The organism is Streptomyces sp. NPDC029296 (genome assembly GCF_055569255.1).
This window is the reverse complement of sequence record NZ_JBVHXT010000011.1, coordinates 91,711-108,478: the sequence shown is the minus strand read 5'-3', so window position 1 is coordinate 108,478 and position 16,768 is coordinate 91,711. Positions and strand designations below refer to the sequence as shown.

Here is a 16,768-nt window from a genome sequence, read left to right as displayed (position 1 = left end):
GCTCAGGAGGACGGCTCGGGCCGGGGCGTCGGGGTCGGGGTGGCGTGGTCGAGTTCGTCGGCGAACGCCCGCAGGGCATCGGCCAGTTCCTTCTTGGTCGGCAGCCGGTCGACCTTCCTGTCCAGCTCCGTGATGCGCCGGTTCAGCTCCTCCAGGCCCGCCGTCCCGGTGGGCTCGTCCGTGGGGCCCGGGTCGTCCGGCGTCGGCTCGGTGCCGCCGTCGACGCCCGCGTCGCCGCTTCCGTCACTGCTGCCGCCGTCCACGAGACCAACGGTGCTGCCGGAACCGGACACGGTGCCGTCCTCCGGGATGCCCTCGGACGCGTTCCCGCCGTCCGACGTGCCGCCGTAGAACAGGCCACCGTCGGACGCCGTGCCGCCGGTGGCCGTACCGTCGGACGAGCCGCCGGACGAGACGCCCCCGCCGGCCGTGCCCCCGGTGTCCGGGTCCGGCGGGACGCTGGCCGCGACCCCGCGCCCCTGACGGGGGGCCTCGTCCGAAGGGGCCGCGAGCGCCACGCCGACGCCGACGGCGACCAGGGCCGCGGCACCCGCGACCGCGAGGGAGAGGCGCCTGAGCGGCAACGCGCGGGCGGGGACGGGGGAGTCGCCGGAGGTCTCTGTGTCCTGTGCTTCAGGTGTGTCAGTCATGCGGGGAGGCTAACCAGCGGTGATCGGCGGACGGGCGGCTTCCGCCGATCCCCCCGCCCACCGCCGCGCGTCCCCGGAACCCCAGCGGGCGCCGTCGCGGTACCGGCCCGGGGTCACGCCGACCAACTTCCGGAAGTGCCGGGTGAGATGGGCCTGGTCGTAGAACCCGGTGGCCGACGCGACCTCGCCCGGCGGCACCCCGTCGAGCAGCAGCCGCCGGGCCATCCCGACCCGCCGGGACATCAGGTACTGGTGCGGTGCGATGCCGTACGCGCCGCTGAACGCCCGCACCAGGTGCGCCGGATGGGCGTGCAGCGACCGCGCGGCCTCCTCCAGGGAGAGACCGGCGACCACCCGGGCGTCCAGCAACTCCCGCAGCTCGCGGGCGAGCACCGGGTCCCGGAACCGGCGCGGCGCACCCTCGCGGGGCCGCAGGTGGAGGCGCAGCCGCTCCGCGACCAGCGTCAGCCTGCTCTCCGCCTCCAGCTCGTCACCGGGCCGGGCGAGGGCGGAGTGCAGCCGGGCGACGCGCGCCCGGAGCACGGGGTCCCGCAGGTCGGGGGAGTCCACGGCCGGGCCGATCAGCTCCTTGCCGAGCCGGCCGGCGTCGAGGTACACGACCCGCTTGCGGAAGCCCCCCGGCGTGGCGGGGGAGCCGTTGTGCGGCACGTGCGGCGGCAGCAGCGACACGGTGTCGTGCGGGGTGCCGTGCTCGTGCCGGTCGAGGTCGTACCGTACGGCCCCGTCGTCCACGATCAGCAGCGTCCACGCGTCGTGGACGTGCATCGGATAGGCGTACTCGGTGAAGCGGGCGTGGAAGACCTCGGTGACGCCCGGCACCACGGGGCGCCACGCGGTGACGAGTTCCTGCCCGGCGGCCATGCAAAAAACGTACAAGACCGGGCCGTGCGCCGGAGGGGAGTCTCGGTCCATGAACACCGAACCCGTCCGCTTCGATACGAAGATCGCCGTACTGCTGCGCGAGGACCTGGAGTCCTGGCAGCGTCTGAACGTCACCGCATTCCTGGTCAGCGGCCTGGGCACCGAGGTCCCCGAGGTGATCGGGGAGCCGTACGAGGACGCGGACGCCGTGCCGTACCTGCCGATGTTCCGCCAGCCCGTGCTGGTCTTCGAGGGCACCAAGGAGACCCTGAAGGCGGCCCACGGCAGGGCACTGGGCCGCGCCCTGCCGCGCGCGGTGTTCACCTCGGACCTGTTCGCCACGGGCAACGACCGCGACAACCGCGCGGCGGTCCGGGCCGTCCCCACGGACGGCCTGGACCTGGTGGGGCTGGCGGTGTACGGCCCGAAGAACGCCGTGGACAAGGTCCTCAAGGGGGCGCGGATGCACCCGTGAGCCCGGCGCGGGCATGCCGGAGCACGGTCAGCCGAACATGCCGGGCACGTAGTCGCCGGCCGGCTGCCGCACGATGACGTTCGCCCGGTTGTAGGCGTTGATCAGCGCGATGAGCGCCACCAGGGCGCCGAGCTGCTCCTCGTCGTAGTACCGGGCGGCGTTCGCCCAGACCTCGTCCGGCACCCCGCCGGCGCCGTCGGCGATCCGGGTGCCCTGCTCCGCCAGCTCCAGCGCGGCCCGCTCGGCATCGGTGAAGACGGTGGCCTCCCGCCAGGCCGCGACCAGGTGCAGCCGGGTGGCGCTCTCCCCGGCCGCCGCCGCGTCCTTGGTGTGCATGTCGGTGCAGAACCCGCAGCCGTTGATCTGGCTGGCGCGGAGCTTCACCAGCTCCTGTGTGGCGGCCGGCAGCGAGGACTGGGCGAGCGCCTGGCCGGCGGCGTTGAAGTGCCGGGCGACCTTGCCGATGACCGGGTTGGCGAGGAGGTCGAGGCGAGCGTCCATGGTGTGCTCCTGAGGGGTCGGGGCCGCTGACACCTCACTGACGGCCGGGGCCGCGGGGATGTGACACGGACGGCTGTGACCCGGGTCTCACCGGCGGACCGGCTCAGGCGGTACGGACCTCCGCCCCCGCGTCGGCGGGCGCCGGGGCCGGCGCCGGGACCGGCCGCTCGGGAGGCAGGCGGCGCATCAGCACGCCGTACCCGGCACCGGCCGCCGTCCCCACCACCGCGCACATGCCCCACAGCCAGCCCGCGCCGAGACGGTCGATGACCGCGCCCGACATCAGCGGGGCGACCAGCGCGGCGACGGACCAGGACAGGGTGTACACGCCCTGGTAACGCCCCCGGCCGTGCACCGGCGAGAGCCGGACCACCAGGCTGGTCTGGGTCGGGGCGTTGACGATCTCGGCCAGCGTCCACACGCACACGGTCAGCATGAAGACGCCGACCGACCCGGCGAAGGCGGTCAGCCCGAAGCCGTACCCGGCGAGCAGCGAGGAGACCACCAGCAGGGAGCGCGGGTCCCGGTGCTCGATGAACCGGGTGACGGGGATCTGCAGGGCGACGATCAGGACGCCGTTGACGGCGATGGCCAGGCCGTAGTCGACGGGGGAGAACCCGGCCCGCCCCATGGCCACGGGCAGCCCGACCGAGCCCTGCTGGAAGACCAGCGCGACGAGGAAGGACAGCCCGACCACGGCCATGTACCGCCCGTCGCGCAGCACCGAGCCGAGGCCGATCTCCGTCCCCGACTGCCGGGCGGCGGGCGCGGGCCTCGACTCGGGCACCTTCGCGAACACGACGACCGCGCAGGCCAGGGTCATCCCGGCCTCGATCAGGAACCCGGCGCGATAGCTGACCTCGGCGATGAACCCGGCGGCCGTGGAGGAGACGGCGAACCCGAGGTTGATCGCCCAGTAGTTGAGGGAGAAGGCGCGCACCCGGTCCTCGGGGCGCACGATGTCGGCCATCATCGCCTGGACGGCCGGCCGGGAGGCGTTGGAGGCCATGCCGACGAGGAAGGCGACGGCGGCGATGGCCACCGGGTCGGTCATGAACCCGAGCAGCGCCACGGAGCCGGCGGTGGCGCTCTGCGCGATCAGCAGCGTGGGCCGCCGCCCCAGCCGGTCGGCCATCACCCCGCCGCCCAGCGAGGACACCACCCCGCCGAGCCCGTGGAGAGAGGCGACGAGACCGGCGTACGAGGCGGAGTAGCCGCGGTCGAGCGTGAGGTAGAGCGCCATGAAGGTGGCCACGAAGCCGCCCAGCCGGTTGACGAGCGTGCTGGTCCACAGCCACCAGAACTCGCGCGGCAGCCCGGAGACGGACTCCCGGACGGCACGTCTGACACGGGCTGACGACATCGAGGATCCCCCACGGCGGTAAGCGGCTCAAGCTGTGGTCATACCTTACGAAGGGGATGCCGGGCGCCGCCAATCAATTAGCGGAACATGTCAATCGACGCGGGTCGCCGCCGCACGTCCGGCTCCCGTCCGCGTCCCATCCGGGATTTTCCTTAGGTAGGCTCAGGACCATGGCCGACGCACCGTACAAGCTGATCCTCCTCCGCCACGGCGAGAGCGAGTGGAACGCGAAGAACCTGTTCACCGGCTGGGTGGACGTCAACCTGAACGAGAAGGGCGAGAAGGAGGCAGTCCGCGGCGGCGAGCTCCTCAAGGACGCCGGTCTCCTGCCCGACGTGGTCCACACGTCCCTCCAGAAGCGCGCGATCCGCACGGCCCAGCTGGCGCTGGAGGCCGCGGACCGCCACTGGATCCCGGTCCACCGCTCCTGGCGCCTGAACGAGCGCCACTACGGCGCCCTCCAGGGCAAGGACAAGGCGGCGACGCTCGCCGAGTTCGGCGAGGAGCAGTTCATGCTCTGGCGCCGCTCCTACGACACCCCGCCCCCGCCGCTGTCCGACGACTCCGAGTTCTCCCAGGCCCACGACGCGCGCTACGCGACGATCCCGCCGGAGCTGCGCCCGCGCACGGAGTGCCTGAAGGACGTCGTCGTCCGGATGCTCCCCTACTGGTACGACGCCATCGTCCCCGACCTCCTGACCGGCCGCACGGTCCTGGTCGCCGCCCACGGCAACAGCCTGCGCGCCCTGGTCAAGCACCTGGACGGCATCTCCGACGCCGACATCGCGGGCCTGAACATCCCGACGGGCATCCCGCTGGCCTACGACCTGGACGCCGACTTCAACCCGGTCACCCCGGGCGGCACGTACCTGGACCCCGAGGCGGCCGCGGCGGCCATCGAGGCGGTCAAGAACCAGGGCAAGAAGAAGTAAGCAGAACTTCAGAGGGCCCTCTGCCTGCGGTTTCTCCGCGGGGAGGGGGCTTTCCGCTGCCTACCGAGCCACGATGATCTCCTCGACCGCGCCGAGCAACAGGTGCCACGGGTACTCCTCCGGCTTGCCCTCGCCCGGTTGGTTGGGGACGAATCCGTCGTCTCCGTCGTCGCCGTACAGGACCCGGACACCCATCCCACGCAGTTCCGCGATGCTCCGTCCGAACTGCCGGTGCCGCGCGTAGGCCGCGTTCACGCAGGGCATCGCGACCATGGGGATGCCCTTGCCGATCCCTTCGGCGGCGACGCCGACCACGAAGTCCCGCGTGATGCCGAGCGCCCATGCGTTGACGGTGTTGAACGTCGCCGGCGCGACCGCGATCACGTCCGCCTTCGGCCACACGTCCGGCTCGCCCGGCAGCTTGTACGCGCTGCGCACGGGGTGCCCGGTGACCCGCTCCAGTTCGGCCCTCTGCGGCTCCAGCCAGCGTGCCGCGGTCGGAGTCAGCCCGAGACACACGTCGAACCCCCGACCCCGTGCATCCGCGACGACTTCGCCCACGTCGAACACCGGTGGGGCGGCGGAGCCGAACAGGTAGAGGACAGGGCGAGTTGTCGTCATACGTTCATCCGATCACACGCGGCCGCCGCCATCACGGCCACCACTGCCCTCATGGGTGACGAGGAACAGAAACCCCGTACCCGTACGCCTCCCCCAGTACGGTTGCCGTGGGTGCTCAGAACGGAGGCGGCATGCCGACTCGGGACGACGACCACACGGGCGCACGCATCAGGGAACAGCGCAGACTGGCCAGGCTCACGCAACGGCAACTGGCGGAACGGCTCCCCTACTCCTACAGCTACCTCAACCAGGTCGAGTGCGGGGCCCGCCCGGCCACCGCCGCCTTCGTCGCCGCCTGCGCCAGGACCCTCGGCATCGACGTGACCGTCCTGACCGGGCAGCCCTACGTCACCGAACTCCAGCGCGACCGCCTCGCGGAACTGGTCCGGCCGATCCGTGAATCCCTGGACCTGTACGACCTCGGCCCCGACCCCGACCTGACGCCCCGGCCGGCGCGACAGCTCATCGCCGAGGCCGACCGCCTCTGCGCCGAGGTGCGGGCGACCCGCCTGCGCGGCGCGGCCCGCGATCTCCCGGGCCTCATCACGGAGCTGACCCACACGGCGTGGTCGACCCCGTCCACCGAGCTGTGGCAGGCGCTGTCCTCCGCTTACCGCACGGCGCACGACATCAGCGTGAAGCTCGGCTACTACGACCTGTCCACAGTCGCCCTGGACCGCATGGACTGGGCGGCACAGCGCGCGTCCGACCCGTGTCTGGCCGCCGTACGGCAGTACATGCGGGCCCTGGTCTACTTCCGCGAGGGCGAGTACCGGATCGGACAACGCCTCATCACCGCCGGGCACGACGTGATCGCACAGACCGGCGCTTCACGGGAAGCGCTCGCCGTCGCCGGGCAGTTGCACCTCGGCGGTGCCGTCATCGCCGCCCGCGCCGAGCAGCGGTCGTCCGTCGAGCGGCACGTCGGCGAGGCCCACCGGATCGCGCGGCACCTCGGCGACGCCTCCGACGTGCACTGGCTCAGCTTCGGTCCGGCCAACGTCGCCCTGCACAGGATGTCCGCCGCCGTGGAGATGTGCCAGTACGACGATGCCCTGAAGCAGGCGCGGGACATCCAACTGCCTTCCGGACTCCCCGCTTCCCGCCGAGCCCACTTCCTGATCGAACGGGCCCGTGCGGAGATGGAGACCGGGCGCACGGAAGCGGCGTTGAAGTCCCTCGTAGAGGCTCGCCGCCTGGCCCCCGAACAGACCCGCTACCACCCGGCCGCCCGGGAAGCGATCACCGGTCTGGTGCACCACTCCCGCCGCACACCGGAGACGCTCAACCACATGGCGGCCTGGGTCGGCCTGTAGCCCCGCTCACAAAACTGTGAGCGTTCCTCTCCCGGCGGCTTGTCACCCTTTACTCACCGCTCGTCACGGCAGCCGATGACGAGAGGGCGAGATGCGCCCCGGCGGCCGCGCCAACGACCCCGGGGCCGGCCAACGCTGCGAAGGAGCGTCGACATGACGAACGCTACATCCCTGCCCCAGGACGATCCGCCGACCGCCAAGATGACCATCACGGTCTACCGAGTGAACCGCTACGGCGCCGTGACCCAGGAATGCGGCACGGTGACCGTCCCACCGCTCGACGAACCACCCCCGTTCACCAACGCCTTTCCGCCCTGCGAGTGCCCGAGGTGCCGGTGCGGAGGGACGGTCGTCCGGTGACTCGCGCCGTACAGAACGGCATCCCGACGCCGATGAACGGGAAACGGTATGGCTTCTGGTGCGAGTGCTGGACGGAGAACCTGACCGAGGAGACCCCGCCGACGCTGGTGGCGTCGTTCGACGCCCACTCCGCCCCTCAGGCGGACCGTTGGGTAGCGGTCGCTCTCCAGACGATCTCCCCAGCACTGGACTCGGACGCGTCCACGGAAGCATGGGAGTGGATGTACAACGGCCGCATCGACACGAGACGAGCCCTACTGCGGGCCGAGCCGTGCACGGTGTCATTGACCCACGCCGGCACCCGCATCACCTGGACGATCCGCCCCGTACTCTTCCTGCCTCTCGCACACCGCGAGGGCGCTGAACTCCCGGCATGCGCGCACGATTTCACGCCCCGCTCGGGAGGGTGAGTTACAAGTTTCTCTACTGGTTCAAGGCGGCTCGCTCCGCTCACCGCGCGCGGCCCGGGCCCCGGCCGGGCCTGCGCTCCTGCATCCGCTCCGCTCCAGCCCGGCCGGCGCCCGTGCCGCGCACAGCAATCAGCCGCTTGCCGTCAGAGAGAGGGTACGCCGTGGCTGGGGTGGTCGACTCCACGGCCCTCGAACCCTGTTCGGCTACCTTCAACACTGCGAAAGCCAGCGACTGGCCGGCAACTCTAGGTACTCTGCGAGCACCTGAACCCTAGGGGGGACCTCGTGGGCAGCCCGATTGCCACTCAATTGATCAAGTCGGTCGTGATCACGGAGCTATTTGGTCAGTTCAACCACGTGATTGAGATGGGCAGTAAGCCCGAGGCGTCACCCAATCGACGCCTCACACTTCTATACGGTGACAACGGAACCGGAAAAACCACAATCCTAAATCTCCTCTGGAATACTCTTAGTGCATCGCGAGAAAGGCAGCACCGCTCCTATCTCGCGAATTGCCCATTCGGAACATTGTCGATTCAGCTCAACAATGGGCATTTGATCACTGTCACAAAAAAGCAGGAGCTTACTGGAGATTATGAAGTCACAGTAGAGGGAGAAGGCGTCGAAGTTCGACAGACGTACGTTCGACTCTCTGACGGGACCGCCGTTGCCGTCCAAGAAGGAGAAAACCGCAGTAAGTCACTGCGTCACGAGCTGGAAATTCACTACCAGCGAGAATTTCTGTCCCGTTCGCGTACCGCCGCGCGCTACACGATGGGATCAGACCAAATGCTTCTTTTCGGCGATGAAGGGGTGGACACTTACGTCGAGTACCTGACACATCTCAACGCAAATCCTTACTTCCTTGCAGATGATCGCCAAATCTATGGTGATGACATCGGAAACGTTCATGGAGTAAGAAAGCGTCGACCCGAGCCACAAGACGAGGGACCGAACGATACTAAATCCGCGTTGGGTAAAGAGCTCGATTCTGCCATGAAAAGATTTCACGCCCAGATGCAACAATGGGCATATGCCGGAAGTCAAACGGGGTCTCGTGACACAAATAAGATTTACCTTGACATCTTGAAAAGAGTTGCAAATAGGGATCTAGATGAGAATGACGAGGCTCCCGATACCGGGCAGCTGTTGGAACGGCTAAACAGGGTCGCGATAAGGACGCAGCGGTACAGCGAGTTCGAGTTGATGCCAGCGCTGCGGTCACAGCCATTCGTTAGCATTCTCAAAGGTATATCACCACAGAGAGCGGCTGTGGCAGAAGAGGTTATCTTTCCTTACCTCGAAGCCCAAGAGGCTAGGCTCGACGCCCTGGAAGACACAGAGAGAATGATTCGCACATTTGTCGAGCAAGCTAACGGTTTCCTGAAAACTAAAAGGCTATTCTTCGACATGTCTACAGGAATCCGAGTGACAGCCATGGGGTCGGACGGAGCGAAGCTATCTCCTTTCCAGCTGTCATCCGGCGAGCGCCAGATTCTCCTTTTGTTGACAAATACGACCTTGGCCAGGCAAAACACAAAGCTGTTCTTGATCGACGAACCTGAGCTCAGTCTCAATGTGAAATGGCAACGGAAGCTAATGTCCGCGCTGCTCGCGTGCACCGAGGGAAGCGGCATGCAGTTTGTGGTGGCCACTCACTCCGTCGAGGTCATCACTGAGAACCGCGAAGCGTTGGCCCGTTTGTCGTCGAACTGAGAAAACTGGGGGGAACCATGAGCCAGGAAATTGATGAAAATCGCCGCACTCCGGAAGAGTTGGCTGTCCTTTTTGACCTCGAGCCCGAAATTAAGGAGGTAATTGTAGAGGGGCGTGCCGACGCAGGCCTACTGCGCTGGTACTTCGCCATGACGAATCCTGATGTAGACGTGAAGTTCTACGCTGTTCAAGATAGAGTCCTCATTGAGAATGACCGTGTGCAGTCCATGGGGCATAATTCCGGTAATCGAGGCAGGGTAGTGGCAACCGCTCAGGTGGTCGCTTCCATGTTCCCAGAGCAGCAGTCCGGCGCTTTTGTTGCCGACCGAGACTACAGCGCGATCGGGTTGGATTCTTGTCCTGCAGTGAACGCATTGTTCTTCACGGACTTCACCTCAATGGAACTCTATTTCTTCAACGATAAGTCTCTGCGTAAAATACTCGCCGTTGCGTTGCGTGCGCCGCAATCCGTAATTGCCTCGGAAATTCTGGCAGACATAACCCCTATACTCACGGCACTTTTTCGCATTCGTGCCGTTCTTCGCGGTTTGCCAGAGCCGACGCCGAAGCTTGCTGCCAGCATAATTGACAAGCTAAAGGTCAAGGTCGGCGGTATCAGTACTTTTGACCCAAAAGATGCTTTGCAAAAATCTGTCCAAGGTAAAATAGATCACCTGCTGGAGGAGTACGAGTCCCTTCATCTTCTCCCTGATGTCGACGTGCGTCACTACATACATGGCCATGATTACTGTGCCGTCCTTGTCAGATATCTACATAGCAACCATCCCCAAATTTTCAGGGAAGAACGGCGCAACCTAGCATACGCACCCACTCTAGAACTGGCTCTTCTTGCAAGTGCTGAAATATCAGAGCTGGCCGACGCGGCATTGTTTCGAGACCTCACCGCGTTTCTCTGTGATAATCCCTGAAATCACGCTCTGCAAGGGCACGACGAACACCGCCGAACGCGGCGCATGGGTCGACGTCACGTGCTGGCCCATAGGTAAAATCTGATCCCGGAGTTCACTGCATGACCGGAGTCGTCACTCCCTACTCCGACGGGCTGCCCCGTCCGGCCAGATGACATCCACGGGGATGCCCGCGGCCCGCGCTTCCCTCACCGTGTCGGCGGTGCCGCCCCCCTTGCCGCCGGGCGGCGCCCCGTCCCAGACGGCCACCAGCCGGTCGGCGCGCTGGAGGAGTACGGCGTTGGCGGCCTCGTGCGCCCGTCGGTCGGCGGTGTCATGGGGGAGGACCAGCACCTCGTCGGCCGCTTCGGTGAGCCGGTCGAAGAGGGCTGCGTGGTCGGCCTTGACCTTCTTGAGGCGGTAGTCCTGTGAGGGGATGACGACGGCGAGTCGTCCGCCGGCGGCGAGGACTGCCTCGGCGAACAGGGAGTCGGCGCCCTTGGCGATGCAGGAGACCCCGACGAGATCACCGCTGGCGGTGTACGGCTTGAGCAGGTCGTCCAGTGCGGCACGGACCACGGGGACGGTGTCCTCGGCGAGATCCATGTGCCCGGTCACCGCGATGGTCGTCACGGTCGTGGCTCCCCTCTTCGGGATCGACAACTGTCGTTGTCAGGGCGTCAGTCGGGCCAAGCATCGGCCATTACGAACGGCACGACGGTACCGCCGTAGTGGCTCGTTCCTGAGCGCCATGAGTGGGTGATGGCCTCGACCAGGTGCAGGCCCCACCATGCGCCTCGTCCGCATCAGGGTGGCGGAGGCATACGTGCACGGGAAATGGGGTTGTGAACGTCGACTCGAAACATCACTCCCTCGCGGAACCACCCCACCCGGACCAGCCATGGGTCGTCCGAGCGGCCGTACAGGATCGGCATTGGTCATCAGCCCGGAGGCCATCAGTGCGCATGCGTCGGTCGAGCAGGTCGGTTCGTACGGAGCGGTGAATATCTGGAACCAGCGCCGGGCGCGGTGCACATTCCGGGACGGTGTGCGAGGCATCGCTCCGTTAGAAGGCGAACGTCGAACTCGTACGCTGGATAGCATGAAGCGGTTGATCATCGCGGCCGGGGGAGGGGGCGACGCGGTCGCAGCCGCCATGCTGCATGCCGCCCTGTACGGCGACGAGGTCCCCGCTCTGATCCTCACGTATGCCTGGGACCGCCTGCTCATCGATCCAGTGCCGGGTCCACGAGGTGCCGGCGACTTCACCGGCCTCCGCTCGATCACTCCGACCGTCACAGCGGTGCCGGCCGAGGCCTGCCCGGTCGCACCGGCGGGTTCCACTCTCCCGCACCTCGCTGCCGCGCTCCCGCACACCTTCGCCCTGCTCGACCCGCACAAGGGTGCCGAAGGCATCACGCGCCAGTTGGAGGAGTTGGTCAGTCACCTGGAACCGGAGTCGATCGACCTTCTGGACGTGGGCGGCGACATCCTCGCGCAAGGTGACGAGCCGACGCTGAAGAGCCCACTGGCCGACGCCCTCACCCTGGCCGCCACCTCCCAGGTCAACGCACCCGTCCGCCTCCTGATCGCGGGTCCCGGCCTGGACGGCGAACTGCCCCTGGACGACGTACACCCACTGCTCAGTCCCGTCGCACACACGCTCACGGCGAAGGACGTGGAACCGATCAGCGCGGTCCTGGAGTGGCACCCCTCCGAGGCCACGGCCATGCTCGCCGCGACTGCCCGAGGAGTGCGAGGCATCTGTGAGATCCGAGACGCCGGCCTCCCCGTGCCTCTCACCGACGAGGCACCGAGGGTTCACGAGGTCGACTTGGAAGAAGCCCTGAGCCGCAACAGGCTGGCGCGTGCCCTCATGGCAACCACCACGCTGGACCAGGCCGAGGCGCGCAGCCGCGAGATCTGCGGCTTTTCGGAGATCGACTACGAGCGCGACAAGACGACGCGACTGAACGACCAGCAACCGACAGAGCTCGACGCCAAATCCGTGCTTCATCGCCTCACCGTGTTCCAGGCCGAGGCCCGCCGCCGCGGAGCCACCCACACGACATTCCGCCGCATCACCGAGGTGCTGAACCTCGGCGGCTCTCAGAGCCTCGCCCTGCGCCAGTTGCTCGTCAGCAGTCACCCGGAGCAGTACGACGCGCCTCTTTGGCGCGTCGCGACTACCGCTTGAGCAACGGCCTCCTGCACGGAATGAAGGTGGCTCGCTCCGCCTCCCCGGGCCGCACGGCATATACACCGCCAGCCTCCGAGAAGACGTACGTGATCGTCCTGCCGCAGTCGGCTGCCCATTACCTGGTGGGTAATCGACCCGCCCCTTCCTCCCCTGGCAGGGTCAAGCCCATCGACGGAAACCCCGCCGAGAGCCGGCCCCGCAGTCGTGAGGAGAGCTTTATGTCCGACAGGTCCAGTGTCATCGCGGCGAGTTCAGATGCCGTCGGCGAGACCACCCGCGCCGTCGTGAACGAGTTCCTCGCGGCCCGCCTGGCCGGGGACACCAGGCGGCTCGTGGAGATCTTCGCCGATGAGGTCGACTGGATGCTCGCCGAGAACCCGGGCGTCCCCTGGATCCGGCCGAGGCGCACCGGCGCCGAGTGTGCCGCTCAGTTCGCGGAGTTGATGGAGCACACCGTGCCCGAGGATGCGCGTGCCTCGGTCGATGCCTTCCTTGTCGATGGTGCCGACGCGGTGCTGACGGGGCACGTGGCGGGGACCGTCCGCGCCACGGGCAAGTCCTTCGAGGGGCCCTTCGCGCTGCGGCTCACCGTGGAGGACGGGCGGATCGTCCGGCATCACCTCTACGAGAACAGCTTGTCCATCGCCGAGGCATGCGCCCCCTGAGCAGCGAAAACGTCGGGGTCAGATCTGTAGCGGGATCGGATGTACCTCGTCCGCCCGGTGCCCCGCGCGTTCGTGGACGCGTTGGACCGCCTCCGCCGACGGGGCCTCGGAGAAGCAGTAGACCGTGCCGGAGTCCGGGTCCGCCCAGGCGTGTTCGAAGTGGACCGACTCGTCCTGCTCGATCGCGAGGTCGGCCTGGTGCGCCGCCATCAGCTGGTCGGCCGTGATGCCCTGCATGCCGCGGTGGATGTCCATGAACCTGGCCATGGTCCCGCGCCTCCTTCCGGCTGGGCGCTTCCCCTACGTCCATGCTGCGCCCCGCCGGCGGGGAGGGCGCCCGGAGCGGCGGAGGGCCGGCGCGAAGCGTGTTCGCACCGGCCCCGGTCGTCGTTCAGCCGCACTGGCAGGGGTTGCCCGACTGGCACCCACAGCCGCAGCCCGAGCCGCAGCCGCACGCGCCGAACAGGGGAAGGCTCCTGATCTCGGCGGGCTGCTCGGTCTCGCGCTCCTGCGTGGGGTCGGGCGTGGTGCTGCCAAGGGATTCGGCCATGGGTCCCCTCCTAATACCTCGGGGCAGGGATGCCCTCGCCCATTTCATGCCCATTCGGCCGGGCGCATCAACGGCGCACGGAGGCGTTCGGCCACCGGGCATGGGCCGCCTGAGACGTCCGGCCGCTCCAGCCCTCCGGCCGCTCCAGCCCTCCGGCCGCTCCAGCCCTCCGGCCGCTCCAGCTCCGGCTGTCAGGGCCGGCCAGACAACGACCACGGTGACTCAACGCTACGGCGAACGACCCGCGAGCCCCCGGAGGGCTACGCCCCCTCCACCCCCGCCACCCCCTGGATGTCCGGCTGCAGCTCGTCCGCGTGCTCGCCGGTCACCAGGTACACCACCCGCTTGGCGACGGCCACCGCGTGATCCGCGTACCGCTCGTAGTAGCGGCCCAGCAGCGTGACGTCGACCGCCGTCTCGATGCCGTGCTTCCAGCGGTCGTCGATGAGGTGCTGGAAGAGGGTGCGGTGCAGCAGGTCCATCTCGTCGTCGTCCTGCTCCAGCTGGAGGGCGAGATCGACGTCCTTCGTGACGATGACCTCCGCCGCCTTCGCCATCAGGCGCTGGGCGAGCTGGCCCATCTCCAGGATGGTGGCGTGCAGGTCCTGCGGGACCGCGCGCTCCGGGAAGCGCAGGCGGGCCAGCTTCGCCACGTGCTGGGCGAGGTCGCCGGAGCGCTCCAGGTCGGCGGACATCCGCAGCGACGTGACGACTATCCGCAGATCCGTGGCCACCGGCTGCTGCCGGGCGAGCAGGGCTATCGCCCGGGCCTCCAGGTCGTGCTGGAGCTCGTCCACCTTCTTGTCGGCCTCGATCACGCTCTCGGCCAGCTTCAGGTCGGCGTCGAGCATGGCGGTCGTGGCGCGCCCGATGGCCGACCCGACCAGCCGGGCCATCTCCACCAGTCCGTCGCCGATCGAGTCCAGTTCCTCGTGGTACGCGTCCCGCATGGTGGGTTCCCTCTCGTGCGTCGTCGTCCGGGAGTGTCGGGGGCCGTCACATCACACGTGCGCCCCCTGGCGAAACCGGCGGTACGTGCCCCACGTTCCACGCTGTGCCCCGTACGCGTCTGTTTCCGCCACCCCAAATGAACCGGTGCTGGCTCCAAGGTGAACTCTGGGCGACGAGTGTTCGAGGTCGCACCTGGACGGCTGTGGGCATGTCGTACCCCATGCCTAACCTTGAGACATGGACGTGAACGCGGCGGTCGCCGCAGCGGCAGCGATCGCCGGGGTGCTCACCGGTGTCATCGCCATGCTGGCGTTCCGCTGGAGCGAACGCGACCAGAAGCGACCGACCAGGACTTCCTTGCACACCGATCCCGTACTCCCGCCCGGCGTGGACACCGTCTTGTCGGTGCTGCGCTCCTCCGCCGTGGTCCTCGACGAGGCCGACGCCGTCGTCAAGGCCAGCTCCGCCGCCTACGCCCTCGGGCTGGTGCGCGGCGGCAAGCTCTCCGTGGAGCCCATGCTCCAGATGGCCCGGGACACCCGCAGGGACGGGGAGATACGCCAGGTCGAACTGGATCTCCCCCGGCGCGGCACCGGACGCGGCGAGGCCCTCGCGGTCTCGGCGCGGGTGGCCCCGCTCGGCTCCCGCCTGGTCCTGCTGCTGGTCGAGGACCTGACGGAAGCCCGCAGAATCGAGGCGGTACGACGCGACTTCGTGGCGAACGTCAGCCATGAGCTGAAGACGCCCGTCGGCGCGCTCTCCCTCCTCTCGGAGGCTGTCATGGACGCCTCCGACGACCCCGAGGCCGTACAGCGCTTCGCCGGCCGGATGCAGATCGAGGCGACCCGCCTGACCAACCTGGTCCAGGAGCTGATCGACCTCTCCCGGGTGCAGAACGACGACCCGCTGGAGGACGCCGAGCCCGTCCGGGTGGACGAGCTGGTCGCCGAGGCCATCGACCGCTGCCGCCACCAGGCGGGCACCAAGCAGATCACCATGGCCACGAATATATGGGCGCCCGAAGGGCCCGATCAGGGTGGTGGCGGGCGACGGGAGGGCGGTACCGCCGACCTGCACGTGTGGGGCAACCGCGGACAGCTGGCCGCCGCCCTCGGCAACCTGGTCGAGAACGCCGTCAACTACTCCCCGGCCCGCACCCGCGTCGGCATCGCGGCCCGCCGGATCTCCGCGCCCGGCGGTGACATGATCGAACTGGCCGTCACCGACCAGGGCATCGGCATCTCCGACAAGGACAAGGAGCGCATCTTCGAGCGCTTCTACCGCGTGGACCCGGCCCGCTCCCGCGCCACCGGCGGCACCGGTCTCGGTCTCGCGATCGTCAAGCACGTGGTCGCCTCGCACGGCGGGGAGGTCACGGTCTGGAGCGCCGAGGGCCAGGGCTCCACCTTCACCCTCAGGCTGCCGGAGGCGGGCGCGGCCCGCGACCGCGCACAGCAGCACCCCGGCCTCGACGACGAGGCCGGAACCACCGACTCATCCCCGTACGCTTCGCTTCCCGCCCCGGAGGTCCTTCCGTGACCCGTGTGCTCGTCGTCGAGGACGAGGAGTCCTTCTCCGACGCCCTGTCGTACATGCTCCGCAAGGAGGGCTTCGAGGTCGCCGTCGCGGCGACCGGTCCCGACGGACTGGACGAGTTCGAGCGCAACGGCGCCGATCTGGTCCTCCTCGACCTGATGCTGCCGGGCCTGCCCGGCACCGAGGTCTGCCGCCAGCTGCGCGGCCGCTCCAACGTCCCCGTGATCATGGTGACCGCGAAGGACAGCGAGATCGACAAGGTCGTCGGTCTTGAAATAGGAGCCGACGACTACGTCACCAAGCCGTTCTCCTCCCGGGAGCTGGTCGCCCGCATCCGCGCGGTGCTGCGCCGGCGCGGCGAGCCGGAGGAGGTCGCCCCGGCCGCGCTGGAGGCGGGCCCGGTCCGCATGGACGTCGACCGCCACGTGGTCACCGTCGCCGGCTCCAAGGTCGACCTCCCGCTGAAGGAGTTCGACCTGCTGGAGATGCTGCTGCGCAACGCGGGCCGGGTGCTCACCCGCATGCAGCTCATCGACCGTGTCTGGGGCGCCGACTACGTGGGCGACACCAAGACCCTGGACGTCCACGTCAAGCGCCTGCGCGCCAAGATCGAGCCGGACCCGGGCGCGCCGCGCTACCTGGTGACGGTGCGCGGGCTGGGCTACAAGTTCGAGCCGTAGGCCGCGGCCGGTCCGCACGTGTGACGGAGGGCGGCACCCCGCGCGGGGTGCC

The 16,768-nt window shown here is 68.2% G+C and carries 20 protein-coding genes; 11 read left to right on the top strand and 9 right to left on the bottom strand.

Annotated elements, in window-relative coordinates:
- Nucleotides 1-2: 2 nt before the first annotated feature.
- The gene (locus tag ACZ4W9_RS12425) at nt 3-650 is read right to left on the bottom strand and encodes a hypothetical protein (RefSeq protein ID WP_467935083.1); all 648 of its coding nucleotides are present in this window, start codon (nt 648-650) and stop codon (nt 3-5) included.
- 9 nt (nt 651-659) lie between these two features.
- Nucleotides 660-1,532 carry a helix-turn-helix transcriptional regulator gene (locus ACZ4W9_RS12420; RefSeq protein WP_467935082.1) on the bottom strand — a complete coding sequence of 291 codons (873 nt, stop codon included), beginning with the start codon at nt 1,530-1,532 and terminating at the stop codon, nt 660-662.
- 49 nt (nt 1,533-1,581) lie between these two features.
- Here ACZ4W9_RS12420 and ACZ4W9_RS12415 point away from each other — a divergent pair, with 49 nt between their 5' ends.
- Nucleotides 1,582-2,007, top strand: coding sequence for a DUF2000 family protein (locus ACZ4W9_RS12415; protein WP_467935081.1), 426 nt, complete (start codon nt 1,582-1,584; stop codon nt 2,005-2,007).
- 27 nt (nt 2,008-2,034) lie between these two features.
- Here ACZ4W9_RS12415 and ACZ4W9_RS12410 read toward each other — a convergent pair whose 3' ends face one another.
- Together ACZ4W9_RS12410 and ACZ4W9_RS12405 are read right to left on the bottom strand one after the other, a co-directional pair.
- On the bottom strand, nt 2,035-2,508 hold the full coding sequence (locus ACZ4W9_RS12410; RefSeq protein WP_467935079.1) for a carboxymuconolactone decarboxylase family protein: 474 nt from the start codon (nt 2,506-2,508) through the stop codon (nt 2,035-2,037).
- A gap of 103 nt (nt 2,509-2,611) precedes the next feature.
- Entirely contained in the window at nt 2,612-3,871 is a 1,260-nt protein-coding gene (locus tag ACZ4W9_RS12405; RefSeq protein WP_467935078.1) for an MDR family MFS transporter, read from the bottom strand.
- A 170-nt stretch (nt 3,872-4,041) separates the two neighbouring features.
- Between ACZ4W9_RS12405 and ACZ4W9_RS12400 the strand changes: the two genes are divergently transcribed.
- Complete coding sequence (locus ACZ4W9_RS12400) at nt 4,042-4,803, top strand: phosphoglyceromutase (RefSeq protein ID WP_467935077.1); 762 nt, start codon at nt 4,042-4,044, stop codon at nt 4,801-4,803.
- A 60-nt stretch (nt 4,804-4,863) separates the two neighbouring features.
- Here the strand turns inward: ACZ4W9_RS12400 and ACZ4W9_RS12395 are convergent, their stop codons facing one another.
- Entirely contained in the window at nt 4,864-5,424 is a 561-nt protein-coding gene (locus tag ACZ4W9_RS12395) for a flavoprotein (protein WP_467935076.1), read from the bottom strand.
- Nucleotides 5,425-5,555: 131 nt separating this feature from the next.
- Between ACZ4W9_RS12395 and ACZ4W9_RS12390 the strand changes: the two genes are divergently transcribed.
- The 5 genes from ACZ4W9_RS12390 to ACZ4W9_RS12370 all read left to right on the top strand — a co-directional run bounded on the left by ACZ4W9_RS12390 (nt 5,556) and on the right by ACZ4W9_RS12370 (nt 10,155).
- The gene (locus ACZ4W9_RS12390; RefSeq protein WP_467935074.1) at nt 5,556-6,740 is read left to right on the top strand and encodes a helix-turn-helix domain-containing protein; all 1,185 of its coding nucleotides are present in this window, start codon (nt 5,556-5,558) and stop codon (nt 6,738-6,740) included.
- 153 nt (nt 6,741-6,893) lie between these two features.
- Nucleotides 6,894-7,100, top strand: a complete 207-nt coding sequence (locus ACZ4W9_RS12385; RefSeq protein ID WP_467935073.1) for a hypothetical protein — start codon at nt 6,894-6,896, stop codon at nt 7,098-7,100.
- Nucleotides 7,101-7,132: 32 nt separating this feature from the next.
- Nucleotides 7,133-7,510 (top strand): hypothetical protein, encoded by a 378-nt coding sequence (locus tag ACZ4W9_RS12380; RefSeq protein WP_467935187.1) that lies wholly within the window; start codon nt 7,133-7,135, stop codon nt 7,508-7,510.
- A 285-nt stretch (nt 7,511-7,795) separates the two neighbouring features.
- Nucleotides 7,796-9,226 (top strand): AAA family ATPase, encoded by a 1,431-nt coding sequence (locus ACZ4W9_RS12375; RefSeq protein ID WP_467935072.1) that lies wholly within the window; start codon nt 7,796-7,798, stop codon nt 9,224-9,226.
- 17 nt (nt 9,227-9,243) lie between these two features.
- Nucleotides 9,244-10,155 (top strand): hypothetical protein, encoded by a 912-nt coding sequence (locus ACZ4W9_RS12370; RefSeq protein ID WP_467935071.1) that lies wholly within the window; start codon nt 9,244-9,246, stop codon nt 10,153-10,155.
- A gap of 114 nt (nt 10,156-10,269) precedes the next feature.
- On the opposite strand, the gene ACZ4W9_RS12365 is transcribed toward ACZ4W9_RS12370, so the two are convergent.
- The gene (locus ACZ4W9_RS12365; protein ID WP_467935069.1) at nt 10,270-10,767 is read right to left on the bottom strand and encodes a hypothetical protein; all 498 of its coding nucleotides are present in this window, start codon (nt 10,765-10,767) and stop codon (nt 10,270-10,272) included.
- Between the two features lie 469 nt (nt 10,768-11,236).
- On the opposite strand from ACZ4W9_RS12365, the gene ACZ4W9_RS12360 reads away from it, so the two are divergent.
- Both ACZ4W9_RS12360 and ACZ4W9_RS12355 read left to right on the top strand, forming a co-directional pair.
- Nucleotides 11,237-12,331, top strand: a complete 1,095-nt coding sequence (locus ACZ4W9_RS12360; RefSeq protein WP_467935068.1) for a DUF1152 domain-containing protein — start codon at nt 11,237-11,239, stop codon at nt 12,329-12,331.
- Nucleotides 12,332-12,552: 221 nt separating this feature from the next.
- The gene (locus ACZ4W9_RS12355; RefSeq protein WP_467935067.1) at nt 12,553-12,999 is read left to right on the top strand and encodes a nuclear transport factor 2 family protein; all 447 of its coding nucleotides are present in this window, start codon (nt 12,553-12,555) and stop codon (nt 12,997-12,999) included.
- A gap of 18 nt (nt 13,000-13,017) precedes the next feature.
- Here the strand turns inward: ACZ4W9_RS12355 and ACZ4W9_RS12350 are convergent, their stop codons facing one another.
- From ACZ4W9_RS12350 to phoU, 3 genes are all read right to left on the bottom strand, one after another.
- Nucleotides 13,018-13,266, bottom strand: coding sequence for an SCO4226 family nickel-binding protein (locus ACZ4W9_RS12350; RefSeq protein ID WP_467935066.1), 249 nt, complete (start codon nt 13,264-13,266; stop codon nt 13,018-13,020).
- Nucleotides 13,267-13,390: 124 nt separating this feature from the next.
- On the bottom strand, nt 13,391-13,549 hold the full coding sequence (locus ACZ4W9_RS12345) for a hypothetical protein (RefSeq protein ID WP_467935064.1): 159 nt from the start codon (nt 13,547-13,549) through the stop codon (nt 13,391-13,393).
- 260 nt (nt 13,550-13,809) lie between these two features.
- Nucleotides 13,810-14,499: a phosphate signaling complex protein PhoU gene (gene phoU, locus ACZ4W9_RS12340; protein ID WP_467935063.1), complete on the bottom strand. Its 690-nt coding sequence runs from the start codon at nt 14,497-14,499 to the stop codon at nt 13,810-13,812.
- 238 nt (nt 14,500-14,737) lie between these two features.
- On the opposite strand from phoU, the gene phoR reads away from it, so the two are divergent.
- The gene (gene phoR / locus ACZ4W9_RS12335) at nt 14,738-16,039 is read left to right on the top strand and encodes a two-component system sensor histidine kinase PhoR (protein ID WP_467935062.1); all 1,302 of its coding nucleotides are present in this window, start codon (nt 14,738-14,740) and stop codon (nt 16,037-16,039) included.
- A gap of 5 nt (nt 16,040-16,044) precedes the next feature.
- A complete protein-coding gene (gene phoP, locus ACZ4W9_RS12330) occupies nt 16,045-16,716 on the top strand; it encodes a two-component system response regulator PhoP (protein ID WP_465195177.1) in 672 nt (223 codons plus the stop codon).
- Nucleotides 16,717-16,768 lie beyond the last annotated feature (52 nt).